Raw genomic sequence first — 21,624 nt, forward strand, 5'->3', positions numbered from 1 at the left:
CTTCTTTTTTGATTTAGATGATTCATAATATTAAGTTTAGAGCTTTCGTTTATGAAAATGAAAGTGTTGATGAAATTTCAGAAGCTATTTTAAATATTCTTCCTGAAGCGGAAATCGAAGCGGAAGAAGCGGAAGGATTACTTGAAGATAAAATAATAATTTTATCTGGCGTAGTATCTAAAAGAAGATACACAAAGACTTTTTTTAACACACTCCTAGAGTGGACAGATTTAGATAAACTCAACGATGATTTAGAGCGTAAAATGGATGAAAAAGGTAACTGGTTTTTAAGATTCGATAAAAAAGATGCTCTAGATGAAATTTGGAATATTAAAGATTCAGGCGATGCAATTCATCTAAAAGTAAAAATTGCTGCGTTTCCTGCTAAAAAACAGATTGCTGTTGATAAAGTCCGTGAAGCTATTTTTGAAAATAAAAGTTAACTTTATTTTAGATTTTCTCCAATATACTATTAAGGTGATTAAATGGAGAGGAAAAGTTATTATCTAATAATTTTACTGATTGCTCTAGTTATCTGTGTTGGTGTATTCATGTACCAATTCAATAATGATGTTCCTACATTTATGGTCATTAATGGAACTGAAGTGGCTGAAAATGGATCGTTTTCAGGTGTTCTGATGGATGCATATAGTTACGGTGTTCCAAATCAGACAATAACCTTCCACAAACCGGGTTATGAAATGGGAACTCTTGTTGATGTGGTTACAGATGAAAATGGTGAATTCACAATTGAAAATGCCCAATACCTACCTGATGCTGGTGATGACAATTATTATGGTGACTTTACATTTGCAGGCAATGGTAAATATCAAGGATGCACCTATGAGGGTAATGTAACAGTTATTCCAAAATAATTAGTTATATCATAGGCCGGTATTTTTTTGGAGCCATGGTTTTGGAAGGTTTGGTTACCATCTGTTGGGCGGCAATTGCAATGGCATTTTTCCACGGTTAGCCACATCTTGCAGCAATTTACAGCGCATCACCTGCAGTCTATGAAATGGCAACAATATTGGCGGGTCCTGTTGGTTTGGTTTTAACCATTATCGGGGTTGTAATCTGCCGATTACTTCAAGAGATACTGCACTTAGGAGTGCAAGAATTACAATTTCTAATCAAATTAACATTAATAACGAAAAAATAATGTCACGTTTAAAATTAGCCGTGCCATTGTTTTTACTAGTATTTGGATTGACATTTATTGATTTCAGTTTGATTTGGAGATATTTTGCATGGTCTCAATCACATTTTAATAAAATTTATTTATATATAAAACATATTAAATAGCTAATTCTCAAAACTTTCATTTGATGGTGTGTTGTTGGATTAACGCCAAATGCAAAAAGTATAATTGAAAAATTGACATATTTATGCATCCATTGAGAAAATTGTTTATTCCATGTTCTCTGTTTTAATGTCCATGAATCCAAGACTTCAGGAGTCTTGGCAGTTCAATGGACCTATTCTAAGAAAATCACTCATCTTCTGATTCACCAATTTCATCTGTAATTTTAGATACTAACTCTGTAAATTCAGAATTATTCCTATCTCTCGGATGTTCTAGTTTAACTTCAACAATTTCCTTTATTAGTCCAGGTCTTGCAGATAGAATGACAATTTTATCGGATAGGAATACTGCCTCTTCAATATCATGTGTAACGAAAATGATTGTCTTATTGTTTTCTTTACAAATTTTAAGAATTATTTTTTGCAGTTTACGCCTTGTCTGTATATCTAATGCACTAAATGATTCATCCATCAATATGCTATCAGAATCATTGATTATTGACCGGATTATTGCAACTCTCTGTTTCATACCTCCTGATAATTCATTAGGATATCTTTCTGCAAAATCTTTTAGCCCAAAAGTCTCAAGATATTCCATTGCACGTTGTTTACTTTCTTTTTCAGATTTGCCATTGATATTTAATCCGAATATTACATTATCAAGGATATTTAACCATGGATAGAGAGAATAGTTCTGGAATATAAAACCTCTTTTGTTGGAAGGTCCTGTCACTATTTCCCCATCATCTTTAACAGTACCTTCCGTAGGATTTTCAAACCCTTCTATTATACGCAGCAAAGTTGTTTTTCCGCAACCTGAGGGACCTACAAATGATACAAATTCTCCTGTTTCAATAGTAAGGTTGATATCCTTTAGAGCAATTACTTCTTCTCCACTATCTTTTGATTCAAAAGTTTTTGATACATTTTCTATTTCAAATGTCATTTTATCACCTTACCAGAATATTTTTTCCTGTATCTTTGTAAAGATATAATCGAAAATTATGCCGATTACTCCAATTACTAACATTCCAACTACTGTTGAACCTGTATCAAATAGATTTGTAGATGTTAAAATCATATATCCTATACCTGAACTGGATCCAATCATCTCACCGGAAATTGTACACATTAAAGCAATAGCTATTGCTACTTTAAGTCCGGATACAATAAAAGGCAAACTTGACGGTATGACTACTTCAGTTAACATCTGTGAATTTGATGCTCCAAATGATTCTGCCGCTTCTATTAAAACGGGGTCTGTTCTGTGCACTCCGTCAATTGTTGAAATCAGGATTGGGAATACACATCCCATGAAAATAATGAATATTGCCGGCCATACTCCAATACCGAACCATATTATTGAAAAAGGAATCCATGCAATCGGTGGAATAGGCCTTAAAACACTAACTACTAATCTGCATATTCTTTCTAATCGTCTATACCAGCCTAATATTATGCCTAATGTTATACCAACCGTTGATGCCAGTAACATACCGAACAATACTTTATAGAGTGTATCAATGATATCTCTAAAAAGTTGTCCTGAAACAGTCAACTTGACAAATGAAGCTGCAACATCTGCTAGTCCCGGAAACATGTAACTTGGAACCAGCTGAAAAAAATCACAAACCAAAAACCAAATTATTATTATAATAACAGGTAATATTAACATATCATGCTTATATTCTTCTCTAAATTTAGTCATATTAAAAACCTTTTTGATAATCTTTTAATTTTAAATAAATAACTTTTCTTGAGGTATTGTCTTTTCAATTATTCCCAAATCTTTTTCAATATTCATAAACTCAATCACATTTTTCTTATAGGTGTCATTCAAATCACTTACCCATTTGATATGTGTTAAACTTTCTTTTTCAATTTCAGCATTAGGAACAATATGTGGGGGCAGATATTTCACTATTTCTTCAGGATTTTCTATTATTTTATCCGTTGCTTTTTTGTGAACATCTAAAATTTTTTTTGCGTTATCAGACTCTTTTGATATAAATTTTTTATTCATCACTACAACGCAGCAGGGATGATCCGGCAAAATATCTCCAGAACTTTTCAGAAGAGTTTTATTATTAAGTTTCTGTGAAATTGTAACATAAGGTTCATATGTTAGCATTCCGTCGATACTTCCAGTTCTTAATGCATCATTCATTGAAGAAACCTTCATGCTGGGACTTTCAATATTTGAAATGTTTAGTCCGCTTTTGTTCAAATCATATTTTAATAATACGCTTTGTATTGATGCTTCACCGGGTGTAGCCACAATCTTGCCTTTTAAATCAGAGGTTGAATTGATTGATGAATTTTGGCAAACCAAACCGCTGCCCTCATTTTGAGCTCCTGCAACAATTTTTATAGGCACTCCTTTAGTCATGGAATATATTACTGGTGGTATTCCAACATAGCCAACATCTAACTCACCACTAGCCATCGCACTCATCAAATCTCCGCCGTTATTATATTCATGTAATTCCACATCAACTCCCGCATCTTTAAACATTCCTGTTGCATTTGCGACAAATAATGCCGAATCGTGATCTGTAGGCAGATATCCGATTTTAACAGTATCTTCATTATCACTGGACATACCATATAATGTAAAAATAATTATCAATAAAACTGCTATAGCTATTAGTAGTCCAATAATTTTTTTATTTTTTGACATAATATTTCAACTCCTAAAATAAAATATATTATTTGGTTATTGACAATAATTATATTTGGTATTCTGTTCAATAAATAATTTTTTCATGTTAATTGTTCAGAATACAATTGACTCTCTAAGTCATAAATTTTTTTGCAAAAATCAAATAGAAGTTCTACAAAGCAAATTTTTCAAACTTTCCTTTCGTGAGGTGTTTTTGACATTAACGCCAAGGATATTGAAAATCAAATTTGGTTCAGCTAGGTATATCGTAGGATTTTTCAAATCTGCTTTAAATTCATGAATTTTAGAAAGTGGGATTTCTTTTTTAAAGTAAGTATGACATATAGAATTCACCATTTCAATGATTTAATCATATGCCTTACAAATAAGAAGTTTAAAACACTTGCAATTGATTTTCCAACAGACAAACCTGCCCAAACACCGATTAAACCCCAACCGAGCAATATTCCAAATACATATATAAATACATTTGTACATATTATTTCACGTATTATTGTCCAGGTCAAACTTGTTGTTCCTTTCCCAATTCCCTGATAAAAATAACTTGATGCTAATCCAATACTTATAAAAGGCAGACATAAAGTTCCAATCTGAAGAAAACCTGCAATTCCTCCAATCAAATGTGAAGTTTCAGGAGTGAATGCAAGTATACTTGCCATTGGATTGGCAAATAAGATAAAAATTATTAAAAATAATGTTGCCAAAATCAGGGATATTTTTGATCCGTAAAGATGGCTTCTTGATAGGTAATCCTCATTTCTGGCACCGAAAGCGCTGCCGGAAACTGTAGTAACTGTTGTGCCTATAGCATTTATAGGCAATGTCGCAAAAGTATATAATCTTTGAGCTGATGAAAATACTGCAACCCCATAATCACCGCCAATCATTGAAATAAATATTAAATACATGCTTAAAGCAATATTTTGTATAATCATTTCCATTGATGAAGGAATAGCGACCTTTAAAATGTCAAAAGATATTTCAGAGTCAAATTTAAAATTTTTAAAGTTAACATCAACATAGGTATCTTTCTTAATGAAAATCCAATATAGCATAACCGTTAATGCAATAAAACAACTGAACACTGTTGCAATCGATGCGCCTGCAGAACCAAGATTCAGGGTATAGATGAAAATCGGATCAAGTATTGCATTCAGTATTACGGCAAAACCAATGCCATACATTGGTCTTTTCATGTCTCCCTCGCCCCGCAGTATTCCAGTCAAACCAATTGTAAATACCAGTACGGTCAGACCCAAAAATAATGGAGTTCCATATTTCAGGCCTTCATTTAAAGATGCACCGCTTGCACCTAAAAGAATCAGCAAGTGTTTTTGTAAGAAAAACAATAATAATGTTAAAATTATTGACACTATTATTAAAATTAAGATTGAATGCATTGCCGATATATTTGCGCCATTATGATCCTTTGCACCTATAAAGCGACTGATGCTGCTTGCTGCACCTGTGCTGAGACCCAGACTTATCCCAAGTAAAATCATGAAAAAAGGATTAAGAAAACCAATGCCTGCGATTGCGGCTTGTCCCAGGCCAACAATCCATATGCCATCAACAAGATAATAACCTGCAACGAAAAGCATTGCAAGCATCGTTGGTACGGATAACTTTTTAATGGCTTTTTCTGGTTCGCCTCTAATTAAATCAATATTTTCATTGGTTTGCGCATTATTTTCCATAAATTATCTCCAGATTAAGTCAAATAAGATGGAAATCTTTGAAAATTGTTAATTGCATCCTCCAGTTGTTTCATTTAATGGAGTTTAAATTCGAAGACATATCATCATTAATAATTTTTGATAAAACTGAAATATAACTATCTTTGAAATCATTAATCATCTTATCAGAATATTTGTTTGAATTTGTAAATACTAGCCTGTAATCGTCACCATTTTGATAAACTTGAACAAGAAATTCTGTTAAAGAATCTTGGAAGCTATTAAGGACTTTATTATAAATTTCCTGAGATTCAGCATCGCCAATAGAATTGAAGTCATCTGCAATCCAATTCGGTACAAATTGGAATAATATATTGACCTCAAAATTATATTTCTGATAGAGCAGTAAAATTGGATAATAGCTATATCTTAATGCCCCATAAACGGTATCTGCCATTTGTTCCATGAATGAACTGATGCTTTGATTTTTACAATCTGCTACTAGCGGCATTACATTTGATGTCATTCCTATGAAATTTTCACCGAATCTGTCACGTCCGTTTTCAATCATTGTAAATAAAACCTTATCTCCATCTGAAAATTGGGATAATGTATAGGCAAATATGCTTGTGAAAAATACGTTTTCACTTATTCCTGCTTTATTTAAAAATGATTTGAATGCAGCTTTCTCAAATTCCAAATCATAAACTGAAGAACTATATCCTTCAGGCAAACTGTCCTCTCTTAAAACACCCACATCATCAATATTCGATAAAATAGGCTCATAAAATTCATCTGCTTCATCGAACTTTTCGGTATTTTTAATTTGATGTGTAAATGCTGATGTTTTTAGGAATGTATCGTCAAAAGCAACATCACCACCATTAAGAAGGGTCATGAAGTCCTTCTGGAATACCCCTGCAGACATTGCATCAAAAACAATATGATGAATCCAATAAATCAAGTAATATGAACCTTGATTTTCAACAATCATGAACTTGGATAGATAATTATATAAATCAAAACTTTCAGAAAAGAAATCTATAATGTTATTCGCACTCACATCAGTTTCCACTGAAATTGGAGGTTTTGCACCTTTTACCAAATACGGATATTCTCCCTTAAACAGTCTGATAATTGTTCTAAGCATATTATAAAGTCCTCTCACATCCATTCCATATGCCTTAATCAGATTCATAATTTCGTTTATTCCGTATTTTTTAGCTGTAGTCATTAAGTCTTTAAGCAAATCCCAATTGCTTATGTCAATATTATTATTTACTTCATATTCATCACTTAATCGCATGCTTAAAATTGGATGAGCATCCAATAGCTTATCCAATGATTCAAGTATATTTTCAAGACTGTATTCATTAGGGATAGGGATATAACCAGGAATATGATAGGCATTCTTTTTATTATAAACATTCACGTCTGCAAATACATTAATCTGTGCTGAATTCAATGGACATCCGCTTTCCAATGAATAAATATCCAAATCAAAAGAATAATCTGACATGTTTTTTGCAATTGCTTCTGGAGTTCGGAAAGCGAAAATATCTGCCATGGTCACGTCATGGGATGTTATATAAGATAGTAATCTGATTGCAGTAAGTGAATCTCCACCTAAACGTATGAAATCATCGTAAATGCTAACTTTTTCTAACTTCAATGCCTTTTCAAAGGCTTCAACAATTTCTTTTTCATTTTCATTTCTTGGAGCAGCATAATCTGCATGCAAACTGGTTTTATCTACATCAGGCAAAGCACGCTTATCGACTTTACCGTTGACATTCAATGGGATTTCGTCTAGTTTTACTACATATGATGGAACCATGTATTCTGGTTTGTGTTTTAAGACATATTCACGAACATAATCAACTAAATCCTCTTTTAAATCTTTAGATAAAGTAACATAGGCTACTAATTCATTGTTTGTGTTGTTTTTTGTAATTTGGACTGTCACGTCGTCAATGTTGTCCATCTTTCTTATTACTGATTCGACTTCAGTGAGTTCCACACGATTTCCTCTTATTTTTACCTGACCATCACGACGGCCGATAATACCGTAGCTTCCATCTGGAAGCAGTCTTGCCACATCGCCTGTGCGATATAATCCACAATATTCTTCATTGTTTTCAAATGGATTACTCATAAATGCTTTAGAGGTTTCTTCTTGTCTATTTAAGTAACCGTCAGCTAGTTGAATACCTGACAGATATAATTCTCCGACTGCTCCAATCGGCACTCGTCTAAATTCTTTATCCAAGATGTATGCTTTTGTATTGTTTTGCACATATCCCACGCTGCTGTAATCGATTTTGTTTGTTGTATCTGCACTGATTACATATACACAGGCTTCGGTTGGTCCATATGCATCCACAATCCTGTAATTTCTGATTTCATCTATTTGCCCTAATTTTTCTCCCCCAGCAACAAGTACTTTCAGGGATGTTTCCTCAATTTGGCTTATAAATAGTTTGGCAATTTGTGTGGTTATATATGTGTGTGTAACTCCATATTTCATGAAATGCTTATTCATTGCGGAGATATTTAATTTTATATCATTAGGAATTACGTTTAAGCAGGCACCGGAATATATTACAGAAAATATTGCTGCCATCGCAACATCAAAACCTATGGAAGCGAATAAGCCATAAACATCCTCAGGGAGAATGTCCAAATCACTAACATGGAAATCTATGAAGTTAACTAATGATTTTCTGGTGATTTTTACACCTTTAGGAATACCGGTACTACCGCTTGTGTATAATATGCAGGCCAAATCGCCGTAAGTATTATCCAGTTTATTTAAAGTTCTGATTTCACCGTTGACGATGTCTGATATGTTTAGAATAATACGGTCTTTGGCTAGATCTTGTCCACGTTCATAGGTTTCATCGCTGACAATGAGAACCTTGGAGTCGGTATCTTTTATCATGAACTCCACACGTTCATTAGGATGAGTATCATCCAATGGAACGTAGATTCCAGCAATTGACAGGACTCCCAAGGTGCAGAACATATACAGTTCGCTGCGAGGAACCAAAAAGCCGACCTTGTCTTGGGGTTCAACACCTAAATCAATGAGTCTTCTTCCAATTGCATCTACAATATATGCTCCTTCAGCATAAGTGTAGGAAAGGTCATTGAACTCAACCAATTTGTTTTCAGGATGCTTTGACAGATTATAATTAAAGGCGTCTAAAATATCTTCATAAGCCAAATCATGCTCTGTCTGGTTATAACTGTCTAGAAGGGCAATGTCTTCATTTGCAGTATAGTCGATTTCTTCTAGTTTATCAACAGAAATTATTTGTTCTAATATTAGCTTGTATGATTCAACGAATTGTTTAGCAGTATTTTGGCTGAATTTATCCAAATGGCTCACGCTAACAACAAAACCATCTTCTAAATCGTTAACAACACATAAGAAATCACTGACTCCATCTGCATCATCCCTAAATACTATTTCATCACCAATCTCAAATTCATTTAACTCATGATTATACTCGAAAATAACATTATTGTTTAAATCAAACTCTTTTGCAAGCAATCTGAATGGATAGATACTGTTGGTCATTGATTTTAGGATTAAATCAGAAGTATAATCTACATAATCTGCAACGGATCTATTTTCACAGTCAACAATAATTGGAATTGTTCTGATAAACATTCCCCAAGCATCCTGCAGGTAATCTTCATGACGCCCATGTTCAGTAAAGTTATAATAAACTTTATCGTTGCCTGTGAAACGTGAATAGGTGTATGCAAATACAGCATTCAATAAATTACTAACAGTAATATTATTTTTCTTAGTGAACGATTCAACATTTTCACGAATGCCTCTGATAGGAAGGCCAACACTACCAATTTTTCCATCAACATCTCTTAAAAGGTATTGGACTTCATCAATATCCGCGAAATTATCCTGGAAGAATTTTTGGGCAGATTCATATTTGTTGTCATATTGTACTTCAAATGAATCACGACTATCGTAAACAAAGCCCAGGTCAATTTCATCATCTAATTTACCCATTAAGGATTGTTCTAATTCTTTATTGATAAGTGTGGCAGTAGTTGCATCACTAATGATGTGATGCACATTATAGATTATGGACTTGCCGGCTTCGCTATCCACAATTATAAAAGCAGCTAAAGACTTATCCAAATCAAATGGCTTGATGAAATCGGAATAATTTTCATCCTTAGCTATTTCAATAGATGGATAACTGTCGCAAATTAAAAGAGGCATATTTGCAGTATCTAAAACACGACCTTTTAAGATAGGATGTTTTCTGATTAAAGTATGAATTGCATCTTCAATTTCGCCGATTGTAAAGCTAGAATCACAATCAAATATTCTAGGGTTTGAATAAGCCAAACCTTTTTTATGAACTTTTTCGTCTAGATAGATGCCTAATTGGGGTTCAGATAAACAGCAAACAATGTTATTATCTTTTAAATTATAATTGCCAATGAATTCAAGTTCAGATTTAATATTTTCAATGAATTTGTTGAATTTATCGCCAATATATGTATTTCCTGCATATTGTCCATTAATTCTATATGAATTTCCATTACGGAATACATTGAAAGTAATGCCATAGGTTTCTAAACTGTGTTTATAAATGTCTGTTTCATCACTGTCCAATAATGAGTCTGGAATAATTGACTCAAACAATTCATTTTTAAATGAAAATTCACTGCTTAAGAAATTGAAAGTGACTGGACAGTGTTTGAATTCCAATTCTTTTGTTGTGTAGATTAATGAATAATAATTCAAACCCAAATTATTTGCCTCGTTAAATGCAGATTTAATATTATAAACATCATTCATTAAAGAAACATCACTATAATCATTGTTTACATCGACTAATATAGGATATTGGCTAGTGAACCAGCCGACTGTTCTGTTAATCTTTGCAATGCTTTCATCACGACCATATGTCTCACGCTTGAATATCACATCTTTGCCATAGGTCTTATTATATGCCCTTGCAATTGCTAAGGCCAAATATTCCTCTTCAGACAACATCAAAAGATTATCAATATCATAATTAACATCAACATCAAAGAAGAATGGATTTGCATCACCCTTAATAGAGGAATCATCCAATAAATTATTGATTTTAGTCCAATATCGTTTTTCCTCAGGTGAAATGTCATTGACCAGATTTTTAATGTCTTCTACCCAATTTTTATATGGATATGGTCTTTGAAGCCCTATTTCTTTTCCTGCTTTTAGATTGTTGTAGATATTGGTTAAATCTGTGATTAAAATATCCCAGCTTACGCCGTCTATAATCAAATGATGAATGATAAACATAAGATAGGATGTGCTTTTGTGATGAATCAAATTAACTTCAATTAAGTTGCTTTTTACATCTAAAGAATTAAGTGATTTTATAAATATGTCTTTTATTGACTCTTCAAAGTCATTTGAAATGTTATATTCATTTATTTCACAAATCTTGGTATTGACAGATAATATCTCTTGAATTACATCTCCATTCTCACCTAAACTGTAATCTGCACGAAGCATATCATGAACATTGCATAACTCATTGAAGGACTCCTGTAGAGTGTCTATGTCTAATTTTTCATTGGATTTTAAAATGTAATATTGTGAGAACTTATCTGAAGTGACTTGGTCAAAGAAATATTCCTGGATTGGAAGTAAATCTACAGTGCCCTCTACTGCATCATATGAAATACTTTCCACGATTTGAACATTTTGTGCAATCAGACTTGGGGTTTTATAGTTCAATATATCTCTAGCGGTGCAGGAGATATCATTTTTCTCCAAGATTGATATAACACGAATGGCAGTGATGGAATCTCCACCCAAACGAACAAAATCATCATTTACACCAATGTCCTTTTGATTAAATACATATTCGAAAGCCTCGGCAATATGCTTTTCAGTTTCATTTGTTGGGGCAACATATTCCTCATGTAAACCTTCCAAATCAATTTCAGGCAATGCACGCTTGTCGACTTTACCATTAACATTCAAAGGAATTTCATCCAATTCTATTACAAATGAAGGAACCATATAGTCTGGTTTGTATTTAGTCACATAATCACAAACGGAATCTTTAACATCGTCAATTTCATGTGATAGAACTACATAGGCGACCAATTCATTGTTGGAACCATTTTTAATAGTTTGAACTGTAACGTTACTTACATAATCCAATTCGCGAATAACATTTTCAACTTCAGACAGTTCAACACGGTTTCCTCTTACTTTTACCTGGCCATCACGACGACCTCTGATAGCTAAAGATCCATCAGGCAATACTCTTACCATATCTCCAGTACGATACAAGGTATTGTAATCCTCTTCCTCATCAAAAGGATTTTCAACGAATGACTTACTTGTTTCTTCTTCACGATTTAGGTATCCATCAGCAATCTGATAACCTGCCAGGTATAATTCACCTACAGCACCGCAAGGTACGCGTCTTTTCTCATCATCCAAAATATAAGCTTTAGAATTGTAATTTAACTTACCTACAGAAGAGTAATGGATTTTATTAGAATTGTTTATTGAAGAAATAAAGTTGTTTCCTTCGGTCGGCCCATATTCATCCACCAATTGATAATTTTGTGGACTATCGAATTCTCCAAGCTTTTCCCCACCTACAAACAGATAATCCAGTGAAGAATCATCAATTGTCTGCATAAACAATTTTCCAACAGGGGTAGTGATGATTGTATGTGTAACATTCTGTTCAATGAAATAGTCATTGAGCTTATGCATGTTGTATCTGATTTCTTCAGGAACCACTGATAAGCAGGCTCCAGAGTAAATTGCCTTGAATATTGACATTACACCAGCATCAAAACCAATTGAAGCATATAATCCGTAAACATCACTACTGTCTAAACCGAATGTTTCAGTATAGTAAGTTGCCACGTTAAGAATTGCCTTACGAGTAATTTTTACACCTTTAGGAACTCCAGTAGTACCACTAGTATATAGAATGGAAGCGATATCTTCATAAACCACAGGCAAAGAAGATAAATATTTTATATCTCCCTTAAGGATATCTGTGATGTTTAAAATGTCAATTCCATCAGATAACTCTTTTGCACAATCATAAGTTTCATCACTAGCAATTATCACTCTTGAATTTGTATCTTTTATCATGAACTCGATACGTTCGTCAGGTAAAGTATCATCTAAAGGAACATAAATGCCTCCAACTGACATAATACCCAAAATGGAAAACATGTACAGTTCAGAGCGTGGAACTAAAAAGCCAACGCAATCTTGAGGTTTAACACCTAACTCTAGAAGTTTTTTACCTATTTCATTGGCCACATAAGCGCCTTCAGCATAGCTGTAGGAAACATCATTGTATGAAACCAATCTGTTTTCAGGATATTTGGAAAGATTGTCATTGAATGCATCAAGAATATCGTCATAAACCAAAGGATGTTCTGTCTTATTGTAGCTGTCCAAAAGTTCAATGTCTTCATTGGAAATATAATCAATGTCTCCAAGATTTTCCTTTTCTAAAAATTGGATTAATACTTCCTTAAATACTTTAACGAATTGTGTTGCAGTATATCTGCTGAACTTATCCAAATGACTTACTGTAATGAGAAAACCGTCTTCTAAATCATTAATGACACATAAAAAGTCGCTGACCTTATCTGCATCATCTCTAATTACTATTTCATCGCCAACTTCAAATTCATTTAAGTCGTAGTTATATTCAAATGCTACATCATTGCTCAAATTAAATTCTCTTGCAGTCAATCTGAATGGGTAACTGCTGTTAGCCATTGATTTCAAGATTAAATCGGCCACATTGGTTACATAGTCATTAACGGATTTATTTTCACAGTCAACAATGACGGGAATTGTTCGAACAAACATGCCCACAGCATCCTGCTGGTAATCTTCATGACGACCATGCTCAGTAAAGTTATAATAAACCTTGTCACTGCCTGTGAAACGTGAATATGTATATGCAAACACTGCATTTAATAAACTGCCCACAGTAATACTATTATTTTGTGCAAATAATTCTACATTTTCACGAATGCCTCTAACAGGAAGGCTTACACTACCCATTTCTCCGTCGACATCCTCTAATAAGTACTGGACGTCATCAATATCAGCGAAAGCATTATGGAAGAATTCCTGAGAGGATTTAAATTTTTCACTGTATTGTGTTTCGAATGAATCATGGCTGGCATAAACAAAGCCAAAATCAACTGTATCATCTAAATTGCCCATTAAAGCCTGTTCTAATTCATTTTTAATGATGGTATGGCTAGTCGCATCACTAATCATATGGTGGATATCATAGAATACAAATCTGTTGTCTTCACTATTTACAATGAAGAAGCGAGCTAAAGATTTATCCAAATCAAACGGTTTAATCAAATTAGAACAATCCGCCTTACCAACCATTTCAACAGTTGGATAACTGTCACAAATTAAAAGAGGCATATTTGTAGTATCCAAAACACGTCCTTTCAAGATAGGATGCTTTCTGATTACATCATGAATGGCATCTTTAATTTCATCAATAGAATTATCATGACTACATTCAAGAATTCCGGTAGTTGAATATGCCACATCTTTTTCATGTACCTTTTCATCCAGATAAATACCTAACTGGGCTTCAGATAAACAGCAGACGACATTATCATCTTCAAATTTATGATTACCAATGAATTCTAATTCAGATTTAATGTTTTCAATAAATGCATTGAATTCATCACCAATATAAGTGTTGCCTGCATAATCTCCGGTGATTTCATAGGAATTACCATTTCGGGCAACATTGAAAGTGATTCCATAAGATTCCAAATCCTGTTTCATTTCTTCATAATCAGAAGTTGATTCTGGAATGAATGACTCGAACAATTCATTTTTAAATGAGAATTCATCGCTTAAGAAATTGAAAGTGACTGGACAAGGTTTGAATTCCAATTCTTTTGTTGTGTAGATTAATGAGTAATAATTCAAACCCAAATTATTGGCTTCTTTAAATGCAGTTTTGATGTTATAAACATCATTCATTAATGAAACATCATCATAATCATTGTCTATATTAACCAGTATTGGATATTGGCTGGTGAACCAGCCTATTGTTCTGTTTAGTTTTGTGATGCTTTCATCACGACCATATGTCTCACGATTGAATATTATATCTTTGCCATATGTCTTTTTATAAGCTCTTGCGATTGCCAAAGCCCAATATTCCTCTTCAGACAGCATTAAAAGACTATTAATATCGTAATTTGCATCAACTCTAAATGTAAATGGATTTGTATCTCCTTTAATTGAATAATCATCCAACAAAGCATTAATTTTAGTCCAATGTTCTTTTTCTTCAGTGGAAATATTACTAATTAAATCTTTAACATCATCCACCCAATTTTTATACGGATAAGGTCTTGAAAGATCTATTTCTTTTCCCGCCTTTAAACTGTTGTATATATGTGTTAAATCTGTGATTAAAATATTCCAACTTACTCCGTCTATGATTAAATGATGAATAATTAACATGAGATAGGAGGTATCATTTTGATGAATCAGATTAATTTCAATTAGATTGTCCATATTCAATGAATTGGATGATTCCATAAATACTTCTTTAAGTGACTCTTCAATGTCGTCTGAACTGTCATATTCCTTTATTTTGGAAATTTGAGTATTTAATGGTAATATTTCTTGAGTTGCATCTCCATTTTCGTCAATACTATATTTCACACGAAGCATATCATGAACATTGCACAATTCATCAAAGGCCTCTTGTAAAGTATCCTTATCTAATTTCTCATTGGATTTCAAGATGAAATGTTGTGAGAAATTATCCCTATTGATTTGATCAAAGAAAAATTCCTGGATAGGAAGCAAATCTATTGGCCCTTCAACTGCGTCATAAGAAACACTTTCAATACTTTGGACATTTTGTGCAATCAAATATGGAGTTTTATAATTCAATATGTCTCTAGCGTTGCAGGAAATATCATTTTTCTCCAAGAGTGAAATAACACGAATTGCAGTGATAGAATCTCCACCCAAACGAATAAAGTTGTCATTTAATCCAATGCCTTTTTGATTAAACACAACTTCGAAAGCGTCGACAATATGTCTTTCAATTTCATTTGTTGGAGCAACATATTCTTCATGCAAACTACTCAAATCTACATCAGGCAATGCAGATTTATCAACTTTACCATTGACATTCAAAGGAATGGTATCCAATCGGATAACAAATGAGGGAACCATATATTCAGGTTCATTCTCATTAACATAATCGCAGACAAGATTTCTAAGGTCATCATCACCAATCTCCTCTGATGAAACAACATAAGCCACTAGTTCATGGTTATCCCCATTTTTAATTGTTTTAACTGTAACATCATCTATGATATCCATATTTCTAATTGTAATTTCGACTTCTGACAATTCTACACGGTTTCCCCGGATTTTAACTTGACCGTCACGACGACCTACTATGCCTATTGAACCATCAGGCAATATTCTTACTAAGTCTCCTGTTCCATATAATGTGTTATAATATTTATTATTGTCAAATGGGTTGTCAATGAATGCCTTTGCATTTTCTTCTGGGCGATTTAAGTATCCATCAGCAATCTGGAGGCCAGATAGGTATAATTCACCGACAGCACCTAAGGGTACACGACGTTTTTGATTGTCTAAAATGTAAGCTTGTGTATTGTGATTTAGCATACCTACTGATGAGTCATCTAGTTTATGGTTATTGTCAATTGAAGATACAAATGCAAATGCTTCAGTTGGACCGTATGCATCAATTAAACGGTAATCTTTTGGACTTTCAACATCTCCTAATTTTTCACCTGCAACAAGCAATACATCAAGTGAAGTATAATCAACGCTTTGCATGAAGAGTTTACCTACTTGAGTAGTGATAAATGCATGGGTAACATTTTGTTTTATGAAATATTTGTTTAGTTCAGACATGTTGAACCTAATTTCTTCGGGAATTATGGATAAGCATGCTCCTGCACACATCACTGCTGAAATAACAAAACTGCTCACATCAAAACCAATGGATGAGAATAATCCATAAACATCACTTTTATCCAATCCATATGTTTCAATATAGGATTCTGCAACATTGATAACAGATTTTCTAGTAATTTTCACGCCTTTAGGAACGCCAGTAGTACCGCTGGTATATAAAATACAGGCCAAATCACCATAACTAATGTCTAAATTAGATGCATTTCCAATATCCTTTTTAACAATGTCTGAAATATTTAGGAGGTTAATGTTGTTTGCTAATGATTTAGCGCGTTCATAAGTTTCATCACTAACAATAATTACTTGGGAATCTGTATCGTGTAGCATGAAGTTTATATGTTCATCGGGATGAGTATCATCTAAAGGAACATAAACTGCTCCAGCAGATAAAATACCTAAAACACTAAAGACATATAATTCCGAGCGAGGGACTAAAAAGCTAACACAATCTTGAACTTCAACTCCTAAATCGGCCAGTTTTTTTCCAATTGCATCAGCTATGAAAGCACCTTCACCATAACTGTATGAAACATCATTATATGAAACCAATATCTTTTCAGGATGTTTTGTTAGGTTATCTTTAAAAGCATCCATAATATCATCACAAAACAGGGGATGCTCAGTTTGATTGTAGCTATCTAAAAACTCAAGATCAGAATCAGAGGTGTAATTAATATTACCTAATTCCTCAACTTTAATCATTTCATGCAAAATTAACTTATAAGATTCAGTAAAATGCTCTATGAAATCTTTAGAATATATGGATGAATATAAAATTCGAATTGTTAATTTATCATCACTATTATTGAAAATATAGAAAGACAAATCGGCATTCAAGTCATGATCCAGTTCATCAACACCATATTTCAAATCATCTTTATTTATCACATCACTGAATAGATTATGGGAATATTGGAATAGGATATTTGAATTCAAATCATAGTCATTAGCCAGGGCACGGAAAGGATACAAATCATATTTCATAACTGAATTGATTAAATCTGAGGAATAATCAAGGAATGAATTGACGTCCGTATTTGAACAGTCAATAAGAACAGGCAACGTCTTGACAAACATTCCTACGGAGTCTGATAAATCAATATGCCCTCTTCCGTCTTCAATGATGTTGAAAAGAACCTTATCCGAACCTGTGAATCTTGATAATGTATAAGCGAAAACGCTTGAAAAGAACTGGTTAGGTGTCAAGTTATGGCTTTGTAAAAATGAATTCAAATCATTAAAATTAATATCAAAGGATTTGATGAATTCAAACTCATCATTATTGTCATTAACTGACGGCAGCAAATCATGGACATCATCCACGTCTGCCAACATGCGAGAAAAGAATTCATGAGCACTATCCATATAATCGGAATCGATAGTTTCTTCAAATGAAATCTGCCTTAATACTCCGTAATCGGTGAAATCAACTTCTTCGCCGCTTAAAATTGAAATTAATCTGTTTAATAAAATATTTAGTGAGGTACCATCAAAAATCATATGATGAAAATCGGCACATAGGCCATTTTCAACAATAAGGAATCTTGACAATGATTTGTCAAATTCGAACGGCTTAACGAAGAATTTTATGTCATTGGCTAATCCTTCATTAATTTCAGGCTCACCGTCAAAGGCAAAGAAAAGATCTCCATCATCATTTACTACACGTGCCTTTAAAACGGGAAATACTTCAAAGAGTTTAATTAATGCATTTCTGATTTCATCAGCAGAATAATCATCCTTAAAATCAATTTTAAATGGGTTGTTGTATGCAGTACCCATATCTTCAACGCTTTCGTCAAGATAAACGTTCAGCTGTGATTCAGATAGTGCACACTGCTTATCAAAAGTATAACTCTCATCATCGAATGATGAATGGGCATTTAAATTAAATTTAATGTAATCGGCAATTTCATTTGGTGTTGAAAGACCTATCAACTCATTTGATGAGAGGTAAACGCCCAGTTTTTCCTTTAATGCCAGCTGCAGCTTCATTGCAGAGAGTGAATTTCCTCCCAAGGCAACGAAATCATCATCAATCAAAACAAAGTCAAGATTCAGGACTTCCTTAAAGGCATCAGCGACAGCTCTTACAACCTCATCAGCTATTTCAATGCTCTCATTATTAATTGCTGTTTTCAATCGGGACTTATCTATTTTACCGTTGAGATTCAAAGGAATTTCGTCCAGTTCAATGAAAAGAGAGGGGATCATATAATAAGGCAGTTCATCCCTTAAAGCCTCTTTTACTTCATTGATATCCAAATTATCGTCAGTTGTGTAATATGCGATTAAGTTATCATTATCAACATCTAGATAAATGTCTAAAATCTCATTAAAGCCGTTCATTATTCTTAGGATTTCATCCGATTCTATACGGAATCCCCTGACGGAAAGTTGATCATCTTCACGTCCGATGATTTCTATTTCACCATCAAAATTGTAAAATCCTATATCTCCAGTACGATACATTATTCTATTGTCTTCAGAATCGCTTAAAGGATTTTCTATAAATAATTCATCAGTCAATTCAGGATTATCAAGGTATCCTGGACTCAGGTAATTGTTGGAAACGCAAATTTCTCCCGGAACTCCTATAGGCATCTGATTATTTTCATCATCCAAAATATAAACATCAGTATTGGCAACAGGACTGCCCAGAGGCACATTATTGTCTTTAATGTCTTTTGAATCATATATTTTTGTTACACCACATATTATTTCTGTAGTTCCATAAAAATTAACCAACTTGGTGCGTTTTTCCTTTTTGCTCAATTCATTGAGTTTTGCACCTGCCAATACGAGATAATCCAGTTGTAGGTCTTCATTTTCATAAATTGGAATGCCGATACCTGGAGGCAGAATAAGACTGTTTAGATGATTTTCCTTAAGCTCCTTAATTAACAGCAAACTGTCCTTCTGCTCCTTTTCATTGAATATTCTGCAGCATCCTCCAAAATAGAGTGTCGCATAGATTACAAATGATGCTACAAAGGTAAAGCCTAAATAGTGACCTATTACGTCACCTTTGGAATAGTTGAAGATTTCCTTGAATGATATTCCCACTCTTGGAGTTTGGCTGTTGGAAACCATCACTCCCTTAGGAAGTCCAGTGGTTCCGGATGTGAATAGTATTGCGAATAAATCGTCGCCCCGGGTGGCAATTTCAATATCCACATCATCTGAATCATTCAAGTCTTCCAAATAAATGACTTTCTGTTTTAAATCAAAGGAATCCGCTATTGTTTTAGTCGCAATGATATATTCGCTTTGGCTTAGGTTAAGCATGTATTCAATACGCTTTATCGGATAGAAAAGGTCAATCGGAACGAATGTGGCATTAATCTTATTTAATGCCAATACAATTTCAGGAAAGTGATAATCCCTCATAAGCATTAATGCAACACGGCTTCCGGGACCAATCCCATAGTTTTCCCTTAAGTCATTGGCAATTGAATTGCTTGTCTTTTCAAGCTCGCCGAAAGTAATTTTATTGACGCCGTCATCAACTGCAAGAGCATCTGGATTATTCAAGGCGTTTTCACGAAAACCATGCGATAAAAATCTATTTTCATCGACTTCAACTCGTTTTCCCTTGCAATATTTTAAAAGCAATGCCTTTTCTTCACTGGAAAGTACATCAATATCTTGGATTAACCGGTTCGGGAAATGTAAAAGCTCGTCAATCAAGCTTTCAATATTTCCAACCATATGATTAATGTAGATATCTGAAAATAAATTCGAATTGTAGACAATCTCCAATGAGTCATTATAAATGTTTAAGGTTAATGCGGAGTTATCTCCGTTTAAGATATGGATATTCTTATTTAAATCAGTGAAGTCATGGATTGAATAATATGATGAGTTCTCATCTAAGTAACAGGTAATGTCAACTTTTGTTTTTTCAAGGGAATTAACTAAGGTCTGTCTGAATATATCAATTAAATCGTTGAATGAGTCTTCACTGTTAACGTCGACTTTTAAAAGCGCATTCTTATCTAAAACCACGTTTTCGTGAGGGATAACAGTTTTTAAAAGGCTTCCGTCAAGTCTGTCAATGCGTGACAAGTACATTGATAATGCGCTTCCATAAAACTCAAATAATGAGCAGCCGTTAGCGTTAATGAAAGCGTTGACAGAATCTTCATTGACATTGATTGTTTGGCTTTTGCAGTTGTTATCCTTTAGGTTATAGAATTTGACATGATTGCTTGAGTTCAAAATAAAATTTTTCCAGTAATTTTTATCTTTTTCAAAATCAGGGGAGTTCAGATAATCATTAACTTTAGCATAATGTGAATCCAAATCATTTCTTAAAGGGGATTTGTTTAAATCATCGAATAATTCATAAAACTCGTTTATTGAAGTGTAATCAAATATTAGGGGACTTATATTGGCTAAAATTTTGAATTTATCATCATCCTTTAAAACCATGAATTTATAAAGAGGTGCATTAATTGAATCATCAAAATCTAACTTGAAAAAGGAATCTGTGAGGTCATCTATATCTTTTTTAAAATCTAAAACATCAATGAAGCGATAATCAATATCTTCATTGATTAAAATTGCATTGAAATCTTCATCAAGCTGCCAATTGAAAATGCCTTTTGCCTTTTTGAAAGCCTCTTCAATAACATGGCAATTGCAATCCTTCAGATTCATTACAAATTTAACATTATTCTTCAGTAAAACTCCTCCCCTTAAAATTCAAAGCTGTCATAATCCCTAGAAGCATTTGCTTGAAAAATGATATTGTCTATAAATTAATAATATATTTATAATAAATCAATTAAATATTTTTGGAGGGATGTTAAAATTTAGTTCTTGATTTCTTTCAATCTGTCTATTTTTTGAAGAATAATTTGATTAAATTATTTCATTTTTCATTCTTCATTCATTATTAAATCCCATAA

At 33.3% G+C, this 21,624-nt stretch carries 8 protein-coding genes; 3 read left to right on the forward strand and 5 right to left on the reverse strand.

Annotation, left to right across the window (positions count from 1 at the left end; all coding sequences use genetic code 11):
* The first annotated feature begins 17 nt into the window (after positions 1-17).
* From ACKI32_RS04570 to ACKI32_RS04580, 3 genes are all read left to right on the forward strand, one after another.
* Positions 18-443 carry an RNA-binding protein gene (locus ACKI32_RS04570; RefSeq protein ID WP_407413954.1) on the forward strand — a complete coding sequence of 142 codons (426 nt, stop codon included), beginning with the start codon at positions 18-20 and terminating at the stop codon, positions 441-443.
* Positions 444-485: 42 nt separating this feature from the next.
* Positions 486-875: a hypothetical protein gene (locus ACKI32_RS04575; RefSeq protein WP_407413956.1), complete on the forward strand. Its 390-nt coding sequence runs from the start codon at positions 486-488 to the stop codon at positions 873-875.
* 146 nt (positions 876-1,021) lie between these two features.
* A complete protein-coding gene (locus ACKI32_RS04580) occupies positions 1,022-1,165 on the forward strand; it encodes a hypothetical protein (protein WP_407413958.1) in 144 nt (47 codons plus the stop codon).
* Between the two features lie 330 nt (positions 1,166-1,495).
* On the opposite strand, the gene ACKI32_RS04585 is transcribed toward ACKI32_RS04580, so the two are convergent.
* From ACKI32_RS04585 to ACKI32_RS04605, 5 genes are all read right to left on the reverse strand, one after another.
* Entirely contained in the window at positions 1,496-2,254 is a 759-nt protein-coding gene (locus ACKI32_RS04585) for an ABC transporter ATP-binding protein (RefSeq protein WP_407413960.1), read from the reverse strand.
* Between the two features lie 9 nt (positions 2,255-2,263).
* Positions 2,264-3,016, reverse strand: coding sequence for an ABC transporter permease (locus tag ACKI32_RS04590; RefSeq protein WP_407413962.1), 753 nt, complete (start codon positions 3,014-3,016; stop codon positions 2,264-2,266).
* Positions 3,017-3,046: 30 nt separating this feature from the next.
* Positions 3,047-3,988, reverse strand: a complete 942-nt coding sequence (locus tag ACKI32_RS04595; RefSeq protein WP_407413964.1) for an ABC transporter substrate-binding protein — start codon at positions 3,986-3,988, stop codon at positions 3,047-3,049.
* 332 nt (positions 3,989-4,320) lie between these two features.
* Positions 4,321-5,688, reverse strand: a complete 1,368-nt coding sequence (locus ACKI32_RS04600) for an MATE family efflux transporter (RefSeq protein WP_407413966.1) — start codon at positions 5,686-5,688, stop codon at positions 4,321-4,323.
* A gap of 70 nt (positions 5,689-5,758) precedes the next feature.
* On the reverse strand, positions 5,759-21,373 hold the full coding sequence (locus tag ACKI32_RS04605; protein ID WP_407413968.1) for an amino acid adenylation domain-containing protein: 15,615 nt from the start codon (positions 21,371-21,373) through the stop codon (positions 5,759-5,761).
* Positions 21,374-21,624 lie beyond the last annotated feature (251 nt).

The sequence above is a fragment of the Methanobrevibacter sp. genome (assembly GCF_045611865.1).
Lineage (GTDB): Archaea > Methanobacteriota > Methanobacteria > Methanobacteriales > Methanobacteriaceae > Methanocatella.